Origin of the sequence: Cobetia amphilecti (assembly GCF_032923285.1) — a bacterium.
GTDB lineage: Bacteria > Pseudomonadota > Gammaproteobacteria > Pseudomonadales > Halomonadaceae > Cobetia > Cobetia amphilecti.
The window spans coordinates 1,673,544-1,688,591 of the sequence record NZ_CP136695.1; the positions used below are offsets into that span (position 1 = coordinate 1,673,544).

The 15,048-nt window shown below is 62.8% G+C and carries 13 protein-coding genes; all 13 read left to right on the forward strand.

Annotated features, from left to right (window positions below):
• The first annotated feature begins 38 nt into the window (after positions 1 to 38).
• The 13 genes from miaA (at position 39) to sufT (ending at position 14,979) form a co-directional block, all read left to right on the forward strand.
• Positions 39 to 1,022: a tRNA (adenosine(37)-N6)-dimethylallyltransferase MiaA gene (miaA, locus tag R1T44_RS07195; protein ID WP_197738708.1), complete on the forward strand. Its 984-nt coding sequence runs from the start codon at positions 39 to 41 to the stop codon at positions 1,020 to 1,022.
• A 114-nt stretch (positions 1,023 to 1,136) separates the two neighbouring features.
• Positions 1,137 to 1,385 (forward strand): RNA chaperone Hfq, encoded by a 249-nt coding sequence (hfq, locus tag R1T44_RS07200; protein ID WP_043335203.1) that lies wholly within the window; start codon positions 1,137 to 1,139, stop codon positions 1,383 to 1,385.
• 15 nt (positions 1,386 to 1,400) lie between these two features.
• Positions 1,401 to 2,771 (forward strand): ribosome rescue GTPase HflX, encoded by a 1,371-nt coding sequence (hflX, locus tag R1T44_RS07205; protein ID WP_052384759.1) that lies wholly within the window; start codon positions 1,401 to 1,403, stop codon positions 2,769 to 2,771.
• 392 nt (positions 2,772 to 3,163) lie between these two features.
• Positions 3,164 to 4,390, forward strand: coding sequence for an FtsH protease activity modulator HflK (gene hflK / locus R1T44_RS07210; protein ID WP_153635357.1), 1,227 nt, complete (start codon positions 3,164 to 3,166; stop codon positions 4,388 to 4,390).
• Entirely contained in the window at positions 4,390 to 5,271 is an 882-nt protein-coding gene (hflC, locus tag R1T44_RS07215; protein ID WP_043335206.1) for a protease modulator HflC, read from the forward strand. Before hflK ends, hflC begins: the two co-directional genes overlap by 1 nt.
• 348 nt (positions 5,272 to 5,619) lie before the next feature.
• The gene (locus R1T44_RS07220) at positions 5,620 to 6,804 is read left to right on the forward strand and encodes an ATP phosphoribosyltransferase regulatory subunit (RefSeq protein WP_153635358.1); all 1,185 of its coding nucleotides are present in this window, start codon (positions 5,620 to 5,622) and stop codon (positions 6,802 to 6,804) included.
• 188 nt (positions 6,805 to 6,992) lie between these two features.
• The gene (locus R1T44_RS07225; RefSeq protein WP_043335209.1) at positions 6,993 to 8,288 is read left to right on the forward strand and encodes an adenylosuccinate synthase; all 1,296 of its coding nucleotides are present in this window, start codon (positions 6,993 to 6,995) and stop codon (positions 8,286 to 8,288) included.
• 403 nt (positions 8,289 to 8,691) lie between these two features.
• The gene (locus R1T44_RS07230) at positions 8,692 to 9,198 is read left to right on the forward strand and encodes an SUF system Fe-S cluster assembly regulator (protein ID WP_153635359.1); all 507 of its coding nucleotides are present in this window, start codon (positions 8,692 to 8,694) and stop codon (positions 9,196 to 9,198) included.
• A gap of 119 nt (positions 9,199 to 9,317) precedes the next feature.
• The gene (gene sufB, locus R1T44_RS07235; protein WP_054557094.1) at positions 9,318 to 10,760 is read left to right on the forward strand and encodes a Fe-S cluster assembly protein SufB; all 1,443 of its coding nucleotides are present in this window, start codon (positions 9,318 to 9,320) and stop codon (positions 10,758 to 10,760) included.
• Positions 10,761 to 10,834: 74 nt separating this feature from the next.
• Positions 10,835 to 11,584 (forward strand): Fe-S cluster assembly ATPase SufC, encoded by a 750-nt coding sequence (gene sufC, locus R1T44_RS07240; RefSeq protein ID WP_043335213.1) that lies wholly within the window; start codon positions 10,835 to 10,837, stop codon positions 11,582 to 11,584.
• Positions 11,584 to 12,996: a Fe-S cluster assembly protein SufD gene (sufD, locus tag R1T44_RS07245; RefSeq protein WP_052384761.1), complete on the forward strand. Its 1,413-nt coding sequence runs from the start codon at positions 11,584 to 11,586 to the stop codon at positions 12,994 to 12,996. The genes sufC and sufD overlap by 1 nt, the downstream gene beginning before the upstream one ends.
• Positions 12,993 to 14,237: a cysteine desulfurase gene (locus R1T44_RS07250; protein WP_153635361.1), complete on the forward strand. Its 1,245-nt coding sequence runs from the start codon at positions 12,993 to 12,995 to the stop codon at positions 14,235 to 14,237. The genes sufD and R1T44_RS07250 overlap by 4 nt, the downstream gene beginning before the upstream one ends.
• A 166-nt stretch (positions 14,238 to 14,403) precedes the next feature.
• The gene (gene sufT / locus R1T44_RS07255; RefSeq protein ID WP_153635362.1) at positions 14,404 to 14,979 is read left to right on the forward strand and encodes a putative Fe-S cluster assembly protein SufT; all 576 of its coding nucleotides are present in this window, start codon (positions 14,404 to 14,406) and stop codon (positions 14,977 to 14,979) included.
• The last annotated feature ends 69 nt before the right edge of the window (positions 14,980 to 15,048 follow it).

Consider the following 15,048-nt stretch of genomic DNA (forward strand, 5'->3'; position numbering starts at 1 on the left):
TTCACCCCTGATTCACCTCCCAGCCCAGACAATAGGCCATGACCCAGATTCAACCCCCTGAAGATTCCCGACACCACGCGCCTGAGGTGGCTGACAAGCCGCCTGTCGTGTTGTTGATGGGGCCGACGGCCTCCGGCAAGACCGACCTCGCCATTCGCTGGCATGAGGAGCAGGGCGCGGAGCTGGTCAGTGTCGATTCGGCGCTGATCTATCGCGGCATGGATATCGGCACGGCCAAGCCGAGCGCGGCAGAGCTGGCCCGAGCGCCACACCGCCTGATCGACTTTCTCGACCCGCTGGAGAGCTATTCCGCCGCCGAGTTTCGTCGCGATGCGCTGGCGCATATCGCCGAGATCCAGTCCCGCGGCAAGATGCCGCTGCTGGTCGGCGGCACCATGATGTATTTCAAGCGTCTATTGGAAGGCGTGGCGGAGCTGCCGGCAGCGGATGCCGAGCTGCGCGCGGAGCTCGAGGCGCGTATCCAGTCCGAGGGTCTGTCGGCGCTGCATGCGCAGCTGGCGCGGCTTGATCCGGCCACGGCACAGCGCATTCGGGCCACTGACCCCCAGCGGCTGACACGCGCGCTGGAGGTCTGTCTGATCAGCGGGCGCCCGATGAGCGAGCTGCTCGCGGAGCAGCCAGAGGCGGAACTTCCGTTCCGGCCGATAGCGATCGCACTGGCGCCCCACGATAGAGCCGTGTTACATGAACGTATCGAGACGCGTTTTGATCAGATGTTGGAACAGGGCTTCATTGCCGAGGTCGAAGCGCTGAAGGCGCGTCCGGAGCTGCATGCGGGCCTGCCCTCGATACGTTGTGTCGGCTACCGTCAGGTGTGGGATTTTCTCGATGGCCATCTGAGCCGGGATGAGATGCGCGAACGCGGCATCATCGCGACGCGTCAACTCGCCAAGCGACAGTTGACCTGGTTGCGGAGCTGGCAGGGGATTCACCCGGTGGATTCCATGGGTGTAGATCCTTACAGTGAAACCTTGAAAATCGTGCGCCAGACCTGCACTTAGCGTAACATGAGCGGTCACGACCCGCGCCCGTGAAGCCCCCTCAAGAGGGCAACCCGGAGCGCTGGCGAACATAACCATACTTACCTCGAACGAGACATTTTTACGGAGAGTCACATGTCCAAAGGTCAATCACTCCAGGACCCGTACCTGAACATCCTGCGCAAGGAACGTATCCCGGTCTCGATCTTCCTGGTCAACGGCATCAAGCTGCAGGGCCAGATCGAATCCTTCGATCAGTTCGTGATCCTGCTGCGCAATACTGTCTCCCAGATGGTTTACAAGCACGCTATCTCGACCGTGGTGCCGTCGCGCAATGTGCGCCTGCCGGCCCAGGATCCGAGCGTGCCGTCCACAGAAAGCTGAAGTTAGAGGCGCTGATTGTTCTTCGAACGACCCGAAGCCGGTGAAACGGCCGTCCTGGTGCATGTCAATTTCCGGGACGAAAAAGAACGCGAGGATGCCGGTGAGCTCCTCGAACTCGTACGTTCGGCAGGCGCCGTGCCGGCGACCCTCATCGAGGGTAGCCGGCCCCGCCCCGACTCCCGTACGTTCATCGGAGAAGGCAAGCTTGAGGAAGTGCAAGAGGCCCTGGCCGTGCACGAAGCCGAGCTGGTCATTTTCAACCATTCATTGAGTCCTTCCCAGCAGCGAAACCTCGAAGCCACGCTCAAGTGTCGCGTCATCGACCGTACCGGTCTGATTCTCGACATCTTTGCCCAGCGTGCGCGGACCCATGAGGGCAAGCTGCAGGTGGAACTCGCACAGCTCGAGTACATGTCCACCCGCCTGGTGCGGGGTTGGACCCACCTTGAGCGTCAGAAAGGCGGTATCGGTCTGCGAGGCCCGGGGGAAACCCAGCTCGAGACTGACCGTCGCCTGTTGCGTGCCCGTATCAAGTCGATCCACAAGCGACTCGAGAAGGTGCACAAGCAGCGCGATCAGAACCGCCGTGCCCGTGCGCGTGCCGAGATCCCGAGCCTGTCGCTGGTCGGCTATACCAACGCCGGCAAGTCGACGCTGTTCAACGCGCTGACCACCTCCGAGGTGTACGCCGCCGATCAGCTGTTCGCGACGCTGGACCCGACGCTGCGTCGTCTGGAGCTCGAGGATGTCGGTCCGGCAGTCCTGGCCGATACCGTCGGCTTCATTCGTCATCTGCCGCACAAGCTGGTGGAAGCCTTCCAGGCGACCCTGCAGGAAGCGGCGGAAGCGGATCTGCTGGTACATGTCATCGACGCCGCAGACCCGGAGAATGACCGCAATACCGAGCAGGTCAATCACGTCCTGAGCGAGATCGATGCCGGTGATGTGCCGCGTCTGTTGGTCATGAACAAGATCGATCGACTCGACATGGCGCCGCGCATCGAGCGTGATGGCTTCGGTCGTCCGCTGGCGGTGTGGCTGTCGGCACGCGACGGCAAGGGGCTGGATCTGCTGATGCAGGCCTTCGCCGAGCTGCTGTCCGACAACGTCATCTCCATGCAGCTGACGCTGGGGCCTGCCAAGTCCCGTCTGCGGGCAGGCCTGCATGAGCTGGACGCGGTCAAGGACGAGCAATATGACGAGCAGGGCAATGCGCTGCTGGACATTCGTCTCGAGAAACGCGACTTTCTGCAGTTGTTGTCGCATCTTGGTGAATCGCCTGAAGATTATCTCGGCGGTGAACATGACGACCGCGAAGCCTGGCAGCGTGAGCTGTCCGCCGAACGCGCGGAAAAGCATCGCGTGTCGGTCACGCACAAGTCCTGATACCGTCTGGTAGCGAGACTTGCGCCGGTGCGCTGCGCTGCGCTGCGCTCGACGAGAAGTGGCGCGCGACGCAGCATCGCACCGTTGTCGCATTGCAGTGGCAAGCACTACCCGGCATCCATCGCCGCGCACGAATGACGATGGATGCCCTCGCGCAGGGCCTGCCCTGCGCGTCAGAGCAGCGGGCATTCAGCAGGATTGGCTGGATGCCGTCCGACGGACGATGGTCGTCGGGCAGGGCCATGGCCTTCTCCCGCAAGGGACGCGTCGCCATGCCGTACGAGAGAATCGGTCGCCGGAGGCCATCAGGCTCAAGGCATGGAACCGGTCGCAGCTGGCAGGGCGGCGTCATCATAATGACGAGCGGAACATCGACTGAGTGGAGACGACGTATGGCTTGGAATGAGCCGGGTGGCGGCAACCAGCATGACCCGTGGAGCGGCGGTGGTCGCAACGGGGACAAGAAGGGGGGCGGGGGTAGCGGCGGTGGCAATGGTGGACCGCCCGACCTCGACGAAGCGCTGAAGAAATTCCAGGACAAGCTCAACGGCATGCTCGGCAATGGCCGCAAGCGTCGTGGCGGTGCCGGTGGCAATGGCAATGGTGGCAACGGTGGCAGCACCAATGCCTTCGCACTGCCGGGTATCATCGGTGTCATCCTGGTCGCCATCTGGGCGGCTTCCGGTTTCTATCTGGTCGATCAGTCAGAGCGTGGCGTCGTGCTGCGTTTCGGCAAGTACAACGACATCGTCGGTCCGGGCCTGCACTGGAATCCGCCGATCATCGACGATGTGCGTGAGGTCAACGTCACCAAGGTGCGTTCGCTCTCCCAGACCAAGTCGATGCTGACCCAGGACGAGAATATCGTCGAAGTCCAGATGTCCGTGCAGTATCAGGTGTCCAACCCGCGTGACTTCCTGCTCAACGTCCGTGCGCCCGAGATCAGTCTCGAGAACGCCATGGACTCTGCGCTGCGTCACGAAGTCGGCAGTGCCGACATGAACGACATCCTGACCTCCGGTCGTGAACTGCTGGCCAGCAACGTCAAGTCGCGCCTGCAGTCCTATTTGGACAACTACGGTGTCGGCCTGACGCTGCAGACCATCAACGTCGAGTCCACCTCTGCGCCGGCAGCGGTCCAGGATTCCTTCGATGACGTCATCAAGGCGCGTGAGGATCGTCAGCGCACGATCAACCAGGCACTGGCCTACGAGAACTCGATTCTCCCGGAAGCCCAGGGTCAGGCGCAGCGCATCATCGAGGAAGCCGAGGGTTACAAGGAGTCCGTGGTCGCGAAGTCCCAGGGTGAGGCCAACCGCTTCACGTCCCTGCTGACCGAGTACCAGAAGGCGCCGGAAATCATCCGCGAGCGCATGTATCTGGAAACCATGGGTGAAGTGCTCGGCAAGACCAACAAGGTGCTGGTGGATGTCGAGAACGGCAATTCTCTCATGTACCTGCCGTTGGACAAGCTGGCCAACAAGTCCAGTGCTGCCGCCGAAGACAGCAGTGGCATGAGTCGTAGTGAGCTGGACCGTGTGTCCCGACAGGCGAGTGATGCCCTGAGCCGCAGCCAGAGCACTGACAGCAGCAACAGCATCCGTCGGGAGGGTCGTTAATGATCAACAATCGCTCACTGATGGCCGTCGCCGGTCTGGCCGTAGTGGCCTGGCTTGGTAGCAACAGCCTCTACACGGTTGATGAGACCCAGCGCGCCATCAAGCTCAAGTTTGGTGAAGTGGTGGAAGACAACATCCAGCCCGGTCTGCACTTCAAGCTGCCGGTCTACAACACGATCCGTACCTTCGATACGCGCGTGTTGACGCTGGATGCCCAGGCAAGCCGTTATCTGACCCGCGAGAAGAAGGCCGTCATCGTCGACTCCTTCGTCAAGTGGAAGATCGTCGATCCGAAGCGCTACTACGAAGCGACTTCCGGCGACGAGCAGATGGCCGAGCGCCTGATCGCGCCGCGTGTCGACGAGAGTCTGCGTAACGAGTTCGGCAAGCTCGAGCTGGTGCAGATCATCTCCGAGCAGCGTGACGCGCTGATGAAGAAGCCCACCGAAGAGCTCGACGAGGTGATGCGCAAGGAACTGGGGGTGTCGATTCTCGATATCCGCGTCAAGCGTATCGACCTGCCGGACGAAGTCTCCCAGGCGGTCTACGAGCGCATGAAGACCGAGCGTCAGCGTGAGGCACGTGAGTATCGTGCCCAGGGTCAGGAGCAGGCCGAGAAGATTCAGGCCAATGCCGATCGTCGCCGTTCCGTTCTGCTCGCGCAGGCCGAAGAACAGGCGCAGACCCTGCGCGGTGAGGGCGATGCCTCCGCCGCTGCCATCTATGCCGGTGCCTACGGGGCGGATACCGAGTTCTTCCGCTTCTACCGCTCACTGCAGGCCTATCGCGACAGCTTCAAGGGCGATGGCAACATGATGGTCATGCAGCCGGACAGCGAGTTCTTCCGCTTCTTCAAGGACCCGCAGGGTGGCAGCAAGTAAGCAGCATCACTCAGCCCGAAGGCTTGCTTTCGGGGATGTTGCGCGCGGCCTCTGGCAGCATCAGAGGCCGCGCAGTGGATGAACGTCGCTCGAGAGGTTCGCGGGGTTCATCCCACAAGGATTCATGCTAGACTCCTGCAACCGGGCACCGCCCGGTTTTTTTGTGGCCGCTTTTCATGCACAGGCGCAAGGCCGACAGGAAAGCGTCGAGCAGGACCTTGCTTCACGGGTCTCGGTCGGCTGCTGTGAAATCCCCCGCAGGCGTCGCGTTCGTCACGCACGCCAGCCGGGTGAATTTCCTCGCGTCACGAGTCACCCCTTGTCATAAATCTCTCGCAGGATAGCGCAATGACCATCGCAGATCGCTGGCTCCTCCCGGATGGCATGGATGAGGTATTGCCCCCTCAGGCAACCCGTATGGAGGCGCTGCGCCGCGCGCTGCTCGACCTCTATCATCGCTTCGGCTATGACCTGGTGCTGCCGCCGCCCGTCGAATTTCTCGATTCGCTGCTGACCGGCACCGGTACCGAGCTTGATCTGCAGACCTTCAAGCTGACCGACCAGATGACCGGTCGCATGATGGGCGCCAGCGCCGACGTCACCCCGCAGGTGGCGCGCATGGACGCTCACTCCCTGCACCGCGAAGGCCCGGTACGTCTGTGCTACTGCGCCAACGTGCTGCGCACCAAGGCGGACAAGCACCAGGGCGGTCGCAGCCCGGTGCAGGTCGGTGCTGAGCTGTTCGGTCACGCCGGCCTCGAGGCCGACCACGAGATCCTGCACCTGGCACTGACCAGTCTCGAGCAGGCCGGCGCCGGTGAATTGCACCTGGCACTGGGCCATATCGGCATCTATCGTGCCTTGATCGCCGAAGCCGGCATGAATGACGAGTACGAGCGTGAACTGTTCGCCGCCATCGAGCGTAAACAGTATTCCGCTCTCGATGCATTGATCGATCGCGTGGTGGGGGACAAGGTAGTGGCGGGCATGCTCAAGGCGCTGCCGCACCTGCACGGTGATGACGAGATTCTTGCCCAGGCGCGTACCGCCTTCGCCGGCGCACCGGCGGCAGTCGCCAGCGCTCTGGATCAGCTGACGGCGCTGAGCTGCGCGGTCCGCGAGCGTCATCCGCAGGTCACGCTCTATTTCGATCTCGCCGAACTGCGCGGTTACGAGTATCACACCGGCATGGTGTTCGCGGCCTACGTCCCGGGATACGGTCAGGCGCTGGCCAAGGGTGGTCGCTACGACGATACTGGACGTGCCTTCGGTCGTGCGCGTCCTGCCACCGGCTTCTCGATGGACCTCAAGCAGCTGGCCTCGCTGGCCGTGCAGGCCCCGGCCTGCGACGGCATCTGGGCGCCGGCACTCAACGACAGCGCGCTGCGTGAGTGTGTCGATCAGCTGCGTGCCGCTGGCGAGCGTGTCATCGAAGCGCTGCCGGGCCAGACCACCGGCGCGGATGCACACCGTTGCAATCGTGAGCTGGTCAATGGCGACGGCGGCTGGCAGGTCGTCACACTCGATGCCTGAGCTTGTATGACTGAGCTTGTATGACTGAGCTTGAATGGTTGAGCTTCGGTGATCCGAGAGCGATGGCAGCGAGTGACAGATAGCAGAACAGCTGGGGCCACTGGGTCCCGAGGTGCAGCTGCCGACAGGGCAGCTGCACTTGTGAGTGGGTTTTCACCGACGGTTATTCACCGAAAGAGATAGGAACCATGGGCAAGAATGTAGTCGTGCTCGGCACCCAATGGGGTGATGAAGGCAAGGGCAAGGTCGTCGACCTGCTGACCGAATCCGCCAGCGCCGTCGTGCGTTTCCAGGGTGGCCACAACGCGGGTCACACCCTGGTGCTGGACGGCAAGAAGACCGTCCTCCACCTGATCCCGTCCGGCATCCTCCACCCGGGCAAGACCTGCGTCATCGGCAACGGTGTCGTGCTGTCTCCGGAAGCGCTGATCAAGGAAATCCGCGAGCTTGAAGCCAACGACGTGCCGGTGCGTGATCGCCTGCGACTGTCGCCGGCCTGCCCGCTGATCCTGTCCTACCACGTGCGTCTGGACCAGGCGCGCGAGAAGGCCCGTGGCGTCGCCAAGATCGGTACTACCGGTCGCGGCATCGGTCCGGCCTACGAAGACAAGGTCGCGCGTCGTGGTCTGCGTCTGGGTGACATGCTCCACCGTGAGCGTTTTGCCTCCAAGCTGGGCGAAGTGCTGGATTACCACAACTTCGTGCTGCAGCACTATCACGGTGAAGCGCCGGTCGACTTCCAGCAGGTGCTGGACGAAGCCATGGAAATGGCCGAAGAGCTGCGCCCGATGGTCTGCGACACCGTGGATCTGGTCCACTCCGTGCGCAAGGCCAACGAGAACATCCTCTTCGAAGGTGCTCAGGGCTCACTGCTCGACATCGACCACGGTACCTACCCGTACGTCACCAGCTCCAACACCACTGCCGGCGGCACCGCCACCGGTTCCGGCGTCGGCCCGCTGTATCTCGACTACGTGCTGGGCATCACCAAGGCCTACACCACGCGTGTCGGCTCCGGTCCGTTCCCGACCGAGCTGTTCGATGAGTTCGGCCGTCACCTGGCCGAGCGTGGCCACGAATTCGGTGCCACCACCGGTCGTGCGCGTCGTTGTGGTTGGTTCGATGCCGTCGCTCTGCGTCACGCCGTGCAGATCAACTCGGTCAGCGGCATCTGCCTGACCAAGCTGGACGTGCTGGATGGTCTCGAGAACATCCGTGTCTGCATCGGCTATCGCAGCAAGGATGGCGACGTGCTGGACAACCCGGTGGATTCCGAAGGCTACGAAGCCATCGAACCGCTGTACCAGGACCTGCCGGGCTGGAGCGATTCCACCATCGGCGTGCGCGAAGTCGACAAGCTGCCGGCCAACGCCCGCGCTTACATCAGCTTCCTGGAAGAGCAGGTCGGCGTGCCGATCGACATCATCTCCACTGGCCCGGACCGCAACGAGACCATCGTGCTGCGCAACCCGTTCCACGGCTGATCATCACGCATGGCTCACATGAGCCTTGCATGACGGCATGATGGCGTGACCAAGACACCCCGTCGGGAATTCCCCGGCGGGGTGTCTTGCGTTGTGGAGGGGCGCGCGTTGTAGAGATGACTTGTGTTGCAGGTAGGGCTTGCGTTGTAGAGAGGGTGGGGCTGCCGTCATCGCTTACCTGGCGCGCACGGGATTGTTGTACAGGGCACCTGGTCCCTAGGGCAGGGCTGGTAGATATTTTAAATGGGAATGATTGTTATTTTTGTTGTGATCGGCGGCTATCTTGTCGGCAAACTGGTTGCCCAGGTCGCAATTCGACGTTTTCGGTGGGGTCCCCGCTTCACATCGTTCTGATACAGGACTAAAATGGTCCCCAATTAATCTTCCCGTGGTGGAGGCCAGCATGCTGAAGCTTTCCAAGATGACCGATTATGCCGCTGTCGTGATGGCGCGCATCGCCCGCGAGCCGGACTCGGCCCATGCGGCGATCGATCTGGCCGAAAGCGTGCAGCTGCCGCATCCCACCGTGAGCAAGACGCTCAAGGCGCTGGTGCGGGCAGGGCTGCTTGAGTCGCGGCGCGGCGCGCTGGGCGGTTATCGCCTGGCACGCCCGGCCAGCCAGATCACGGCCAGCGACATCATCAGCGCCATCGAAGGCCCGGTGGCCGTGACCGAGTGCAGCCACGCCGACGGCGATTGCGAGCTGGTCAACACCTGCGGGGTGGCCGACAACTGGCAGCGCGTCTCGTACGCCATCAGTGAGCTGCTGGGCAGCGTGACGCTGGCGCATCTGGCGTCATCCGCGCCACTGCGCATGCCGGTGCAACTGCCGATTCAGGCCATCAGCCTGTACGGGGATGACGAACCGCCCCCCATGGCCACGGCAGCCGACAGCACCGGTAAACGCTGAATCCGTTGCCGCGCGACACACGTCGCCGTGGCAACACGAACATTCGAACTTCGCTGCGATTCGGGCGGGGTGATCAGGCATCTGAACAGACCCGGAGCTCTCCGGGAGAGGAGACCAGCATGGCGAGCCAGGAGATGGAGCAGCTTGTACAGCGCGAGTACAAGCAGGGCTTCGTGACCGATATCGAGAGCGACACCATTCCGCCGGGACTGGATGAAAGCGTGATTCGCTTCATCTCGGCCAAGAAGGGTGAGCCGGAGTGGATGCTGGAGTGGCGTCTGGATGCGTATCAGCAGTGGCTGAAGATGAAGGCGCCGTCCTGGGCCCACCTGGATTATCCGGAGATCGACTACCAGGCGATTTCCTACTTCAGCGCGCCGAAGAAGCCGGAAGACCGCCCGCAGAGTCTGGACGAGGTCGACCCCAAGCTACTCGAGACCTACGAGAAGCTGGGTATCCCGCTGCACGAACGTGCCGCACTGGCCGGTGTCGCGGTCGACGCGGTCTTCGACTCCGTGTCTGTGACCACCACCTTCAAGAAGGAGCTGTCCGAGGCGGGCGTCATCTTCTGCTCCATCTCGGAAGCCATCCAGGACTACCCGGAGCTGATCAAGCAGTATCTCGGTACCGTGGTGCCCAAGGCAGACAACTACTTCACCGCGCTGAACGCGGCCGTCTTCACCGATGGCTCCTTCGTGTTCGTGCCGGAAGGCGTCACCTGCCCGATGGAGCTTTCCACCTACTTCCGCATCAACGCCGCCAACACCGGCCAGTTCGAGCGCACCCTGATCATCTGCGAGAAGCAGGCTCAGGTCTCGTATCTGGAAGGCTGTACCGCGCCGCAGCGTGATGACAACCAGCTGCACGCCGCCGTGGTCGAGCTGGTGGCACTGGAAGACGCCTACATCAAGTACTCCACCGTCCAGAACTGGTATCCGGGCGATGAAGATGGCAAGGGCGGCATCTACAACTTCGTCACCAAGCGTGCCGACTGCCGTGGTGACCGCTCCAAGGTCTCCTGGACCCAGGTCGAGACCGGCTCCGCGATCACCTGGAAGTACCCGTCGTGCATCCTGCGCGGCAAGGACAGTGTCGGGGAGTTCTACTCCGTCGCCGTCACCAATGGCCGTCAGCAGGCGGACACCGGTACCAAGATGATCCACATCGGTGAGGGCACCAAGTCCACCATCGTCTCCAAGGGCATCTCGGCCGGTAATTCCGAGCAGTCCTATCGTGGTCTGGTCAAGATCGGCCCGCGGGCCAAGGGCGCGCGCAACTTCACCCAGTGTGACTCGTTGTTGATCGGCGACCGCTGTGGCGCGCACACCTTCCCGTATCAGGAAATCGGCAACGCGACGGCCACCGTCGAGCACGAGGCGACGACCTCCAAGATCGGCGAAGATCAGCTGTTCTACTGCCGTCAGCGCGGCATCAGCGAGGAAGATGCGGTCAACATGATCGTCAATGGCTTCTGCAAGGACGTCTTCCAGGAGCTGCCGATGGAGTTCGCCGTCGAGGCCGAGGCGCTGCTCAACGTCACCCTTGAAGGCGCCGTCGGCTGATCCCGCCGTCCCTTTCGCATTCACCCCATTCTTGAAGGCCGCTCGCGGGCGGCCTGTCAGCAAAAGGTATCAACATGCTCGTAGTCAAAGATCTGCACGTTTCGGTGGAAGGCAAGGAAATCCTCAAGGGTCTCGATCTGACCATCAACAAGGGTGAAGTCCACGCCATCATGGGGCCGAACGGCGCAGGCAAGTCCACGCTGTCTTCCGTGATCGCCGGCAAGGACGGCTATGAAGTGACCTCGGGCACCATTACCTATGAAGGTGAGGATGTGCTGGAGATGGAAGTCGAAGAGCGTGCGCGTGCCGGCATGCTGCTGGGCTTCCAGTACCCGGTGGAAATCCCGGGGGTCAAGAACGTCTACCTGCTCAAGGCGGCGCTGAATGCCAAGCGTGAAGCCGAAGGCCTGGGCGAGATTCCGGCCCCGGAATTCATGAAGCTGATCCGCGAGAAACTGGCCTTCATGCAGATGGACGCCAGCTTCCTGCAGCGCGCCGTCAACGAAGGCTTCTCCGGCGGTGAGAAGAAGCGCAACGAGATCCTGCAGATGCTGGTGCTGGAACCGAAGCTCGCCATGCTCGACGAGATCGACTCCGGCCTCGACATCGATGCCCTCAAGGTCGTCGCCAAGGGCGTCAACTCGCTGCGCAACGAAGACCGCGCCGTGCTGATGGTCACCCACTACCAGCGTCTGCTCGAGCACATCGTGCCGGACCAGATCCACGTGCTGATGGATGGCCGCATCGTCAAGTCCGGCGACAAGTCGCTGGCACTCGAACTCGAAGCCCAGGGCTATGACTGGCTGCAGGAGGAAACCGCGTAATGACAGCACTTGCTACCGCGTCCGTCCCCGGCAGCGAAGCCTTCGCCAGCGAATTCGCTGCCCGCAAGGCCCGCTTTGCGGCTGACCCGAGCTGGATGGCCGCCCGCCGTCAGGCCGGCATCGCCCGCTTTGAAGCCCTCGGCCTGCCGACCCGCAAGGTCGAGGCCTGGAAGTACACCGACACCCAGGCACTGGGTCGTCAGCAATATCGTCTCGCCGACGATGCAAGCCTCGCGCCGGCCGTGAAGGATGCGCTGGCTCTCGACGTCGACGCCTACCGTCTGGTGTTCGTCGATGGCCTCTACAATGCCGAGCTGTCCGATGTGGCAGGCCTGCCCGACACCGTGCGTGTCGTGCCGCTGTCTGACGCCATCGTCAATCAGCCGGAAGTCATCGGCGGCTCGCTGAACCGCCTGACCGGCATCGACTTCACGCCGTTCGTGGCGCTGAACTCCGCCTTCACCGAAGAGGGTGCGGTGATTCAGGTCGGCCCGCGCACGGTGCTCGACAAGCCGGTCTACGTGCTGTTCCTGTCGCGTGCCGCCGTCGAAGGCCAGCCCGTGACCATGAGCCACCCGCGTCTGCTGGTGCAGCTGGGCAGCCGCGCTGAAGCCAGCGTGATCGAGCATCACATCGGTGAGAGCGGCGCGACCAACTTCACCAACATGGTCAGCGAAGTGATGCTGGAGCGCGGCGCCGTGCTCAATCACTACAAGCTGGGCGAAGCCGCCACCGGCGAGACGCATATCGCCTCGCTGCAGGTCGAGCAGCCGCGTGACAGCCAGTATCGCTCCATCAACCTGAACACCGGTGGTGGTCTGGTGCGCAACGACATCGTCTGCGACCTGAACGGCAACAACGCCCATGCACGCCTCGATGGCCTGTTCTTCGGTCGTGATCGCCAGCACGTGGACACCCACTCGCTGGTCAATCACAACGAGGCACTGACGTTCTCCGACGAGAACTACAAGGGCATCCTGGCCGACCGCGCCCGCGGCGTCTTCAATGGCCGCGTGCTGGTCAAGCGCGACAGCCAGCAGATCGAGGCGCATCAGAACAACGCCAACCTGCTGCTGTCGGACCGCGCCGAGATCAACACCAAGCCGGAACTCGAGATCTACGCCGACGACGTCAAGTGCTCCCACGGCACCACGACCGGTCAGCTCGACGAGACCGCCGTGTTCGCGCTGCGCGCCCGTGGCATCGATGAGCAGACCGCCCGTGGCCTTTTGACCCTGGCCTTCGCCAACGAAGTCATGACCGGTCTGGGCATCGACGCCATCGCCGAGCGCATCGAGCGCAGTGTCGCGGGACGCCTGCCGTCACGCTTCCACCTCGATGAGCTGGTCGATCTCAGCGTCGAGCTGGGCGGTGGCGCCGTGGCGGTGGCACGTGATGAGGACTTTGCATGAGCGCACTCGACAACCTGATGCTCGACGTCGTGCGGGTACGCGAGGATTTTCCGATCCTCGAGCGTCGCGTGCATGGTGATGTGCCGCTGATCTATCTGGACAGCGCCGCCACCAGTCAGACGCCGACCGCCGTCATCGACGCGATGAGCGACTACTACCGCAAGACCAATGCCAACATCCACCGTGGCCTGCATACCCTGGCGGATGAGGCGACGGCGGCCTTCGAAGGTACGCGTGAGAAGGTGCGCAGCTTCATCAATGCGCGTCTGACGCGGGAAGTCATCTTCACGCGTGGCACCACCGAGGCGATCAATCTGGTCGCCAACAGCTGGGGAGCCAACTGGCTGAATGCCGGCGATGAAGTGCTGATCTCGGTGATGGAGCATCACGCCAACATCGTGCCGTGGCAGCTTCTGGCCGAGCGTCTCGACATCGTCATCAAGGTCATCCCGTGTGACGACGATGGCGTGCTCGACATGGCGGCTTACCGCGACCTGCTGGGCGAGAAGACACGCCTGGTCTGCGTCAATCAGGTTTCCAACGCCCTGGGCAGCATCAACCCGGTGGCCGAGATGGCGACGCTGGCGCACGCTCACGACGCGCTGATTCTGGTCGATGGCGCCCAGGCGGTGCCGCATCAGCAGGTCGATGTGCGCGAGATCGATGCTGACTTCTATGTCTTCTCGGGCCACAAGATGTACGGCCCGACCGGCATCGGTGTGCTCTACGGCAAGGAAGCGCTGCTGGAGGCGATGCCGCCGTGGCAGGGTGGCGGTGAGATGATCCGCACGGTGTCGTTCGAGAATGGCACCCTGTTCGCGGACCTGCCGCACAAGTTCGAGGCCGGCACGCCGCCCATCGCCGAGGTCATCGGGCTGGGCAAGGCCATCGACTGGCTGGACTGCACCCACATGGCGCTGATCACGCGCTGGGAACAGCAGCTGATGCGCCATGCCAGCGAGCGCATGCGCGAAGTGGACGGCCTGCGCATCATCGGCAACTCGCCTGACAAGGCAGGCGCGATCTCCTTCGTGGTCGATGGTGCCCACGCCCAGGATATCGGTCTGCTGATCGACCAGCTGGGGGTCGCCATCCGTACCGGCCACCACTGCGCGCAGCCGGTGCTGCGTCGCTTCGGTGTCGATGCCACCTGTCGGGCCTCCTTCGCGGCCTACAACACGCCGGAAGAGATCGACATGTTCGTCGATGCCCTGCAGCGTGTGCTGACCATGGTGCGCTGAGCACCACCCTGCGGTGGCCCTGACGGGCGCTGATCAATGAGGCTCGCGCATGGCGGGCCTCATTGGTATCGGCACTTGCCAGGGGATGTTGTCACCCGCACGTCTTGAGTGAACCAACAGAATTCACGAGCCGCATGCCTGTCATGCGGCTCGGCAAGGAGAGGGCATGAGCCACACTGAAGACCAGCTGGCCAGCCTCGGCAAGGGCCAGAAGATGCCGTTGCAGCGGGACGTGGAGGGCATCTCGGTACCGTTCGGCAAGTCGGTGACCCTGCACGAGGACTCGGTGGTCGAAGTCATGCAGGCCAAGGGCAGCACCGTCAGCGTCGCCTTCGAGGGTCGCATGTACCTGATCGAGAGCTTCAGCCTCGATGCGCTGGGGCTGGACGCCGTGCCGCGTCCGCATCTGCCTGCCGGCCAGAGCGATGCCGACATCGAGGCCTTCGTCTGGGCCCAGCTGCGCACCTGCTTCGACCCCGAGATCCCGGTCGACATCGTCGAGCTGGGGCTGGTCTATGGCTGTCGTATCGACACCCTGATCAGCGGCGAGAAGATGGTCAATCTCAAGATGACGTTGACCGCGCCGGGCTGCGGCATGGGCAACGTGATCGCCGAGGACGCCAAGCGCAAGATTCTTGGCGCCGAGGATGTCTCCAAGGTCCATGTCGAGATCGTGTTCTCGCCTGCCTGGTCGCGCGAGATGATGAGTGAGGATGCCCGCCTGGAACTGGGCATGTTCTGAACATCATCAGCGCCCCTTAGTCGTCTGCTGTTGTCGCCCTTTATTGTCTGCGGCCCCCTGGAGGCCTTG

Coding starts and splice junctions, on each gene's coding strand:
- miaA (WP_197738708.1), top strand. CDS start 39: ATGACCCAGATTCAACCCCCTGAAGATTCCCGACACCACGCGCCTGAG.
- hfq (WP_043335203.1), top strand. CDS start 1,137: ATGTCCAAAGGTCAATCACTCCAGGACCCGTACCTGAACATCCTGCGC.
- hflK (WP_153635357.1), top strand. CDS start 3,164: ATGGCTTGGAATGAGCCGGGTGGCGGCAACCAGCATGACCCGTGGAGC.
- hflC (WP_043335206.1), top strand. CDS start 4,390: ATGATCAACAATCGCTCACTGATGGCCGTCGCCGGTCTGGCCGTAGTG.
- R1T44_RS07220 (WP_153635358.1), top strand. CDS start 5,620: ATGACCATCGCAGATCGCTGGCTCCTCCCGGATGGCATGGATGAGGTA.
- R1T44_RS07225 (WP_043335209.1), top strand. CDS start 6,993: ATGGGCAAGAATGTAGTCGTGCTCGGCACCCAATGGGGTGATGAAGGC.
- R1T44_RS07230 (WP_153635359.1), top strand. CDS start 8,692: ATGCTGAAGCTTTCCAAGATGACCGATTATGCCGCTGTCGTGATGGCG.
- sufB (WP_054557094.1), top strand. CDS start 9,318: ATGGCGAGCCAGGAGATGGAGCAGCTTGTACAGCGCGAGTACAAGCAG.
- sufC (WP_043335213.1), top strand. CDS start 10,835: ATGCTCGTAGTCAAAGATCTGCACGTTTCGGTGGAAGGCAAGGAAATC.
- sufD (WP_052384761.1), top strand. CDS start 11,584: ATGACAGCACTTGCTACCGCGTCCGTCCCCGGCAGCGAAGCCTTCGCC.
- R1T44_RS07250 (WP_153635361.1), top strand. CDS start 12,993: ATGAGCGCACTCGACAACCTGATGCTCGACGTCGTGCGGGTACGCGAG.
- sufT (WP_153635362.1), top strand. CDS start 14,404: ATGAGCCACACTGAAGACCAGCTGGCCAGCCTCGGCAAGGGCCAGAAG.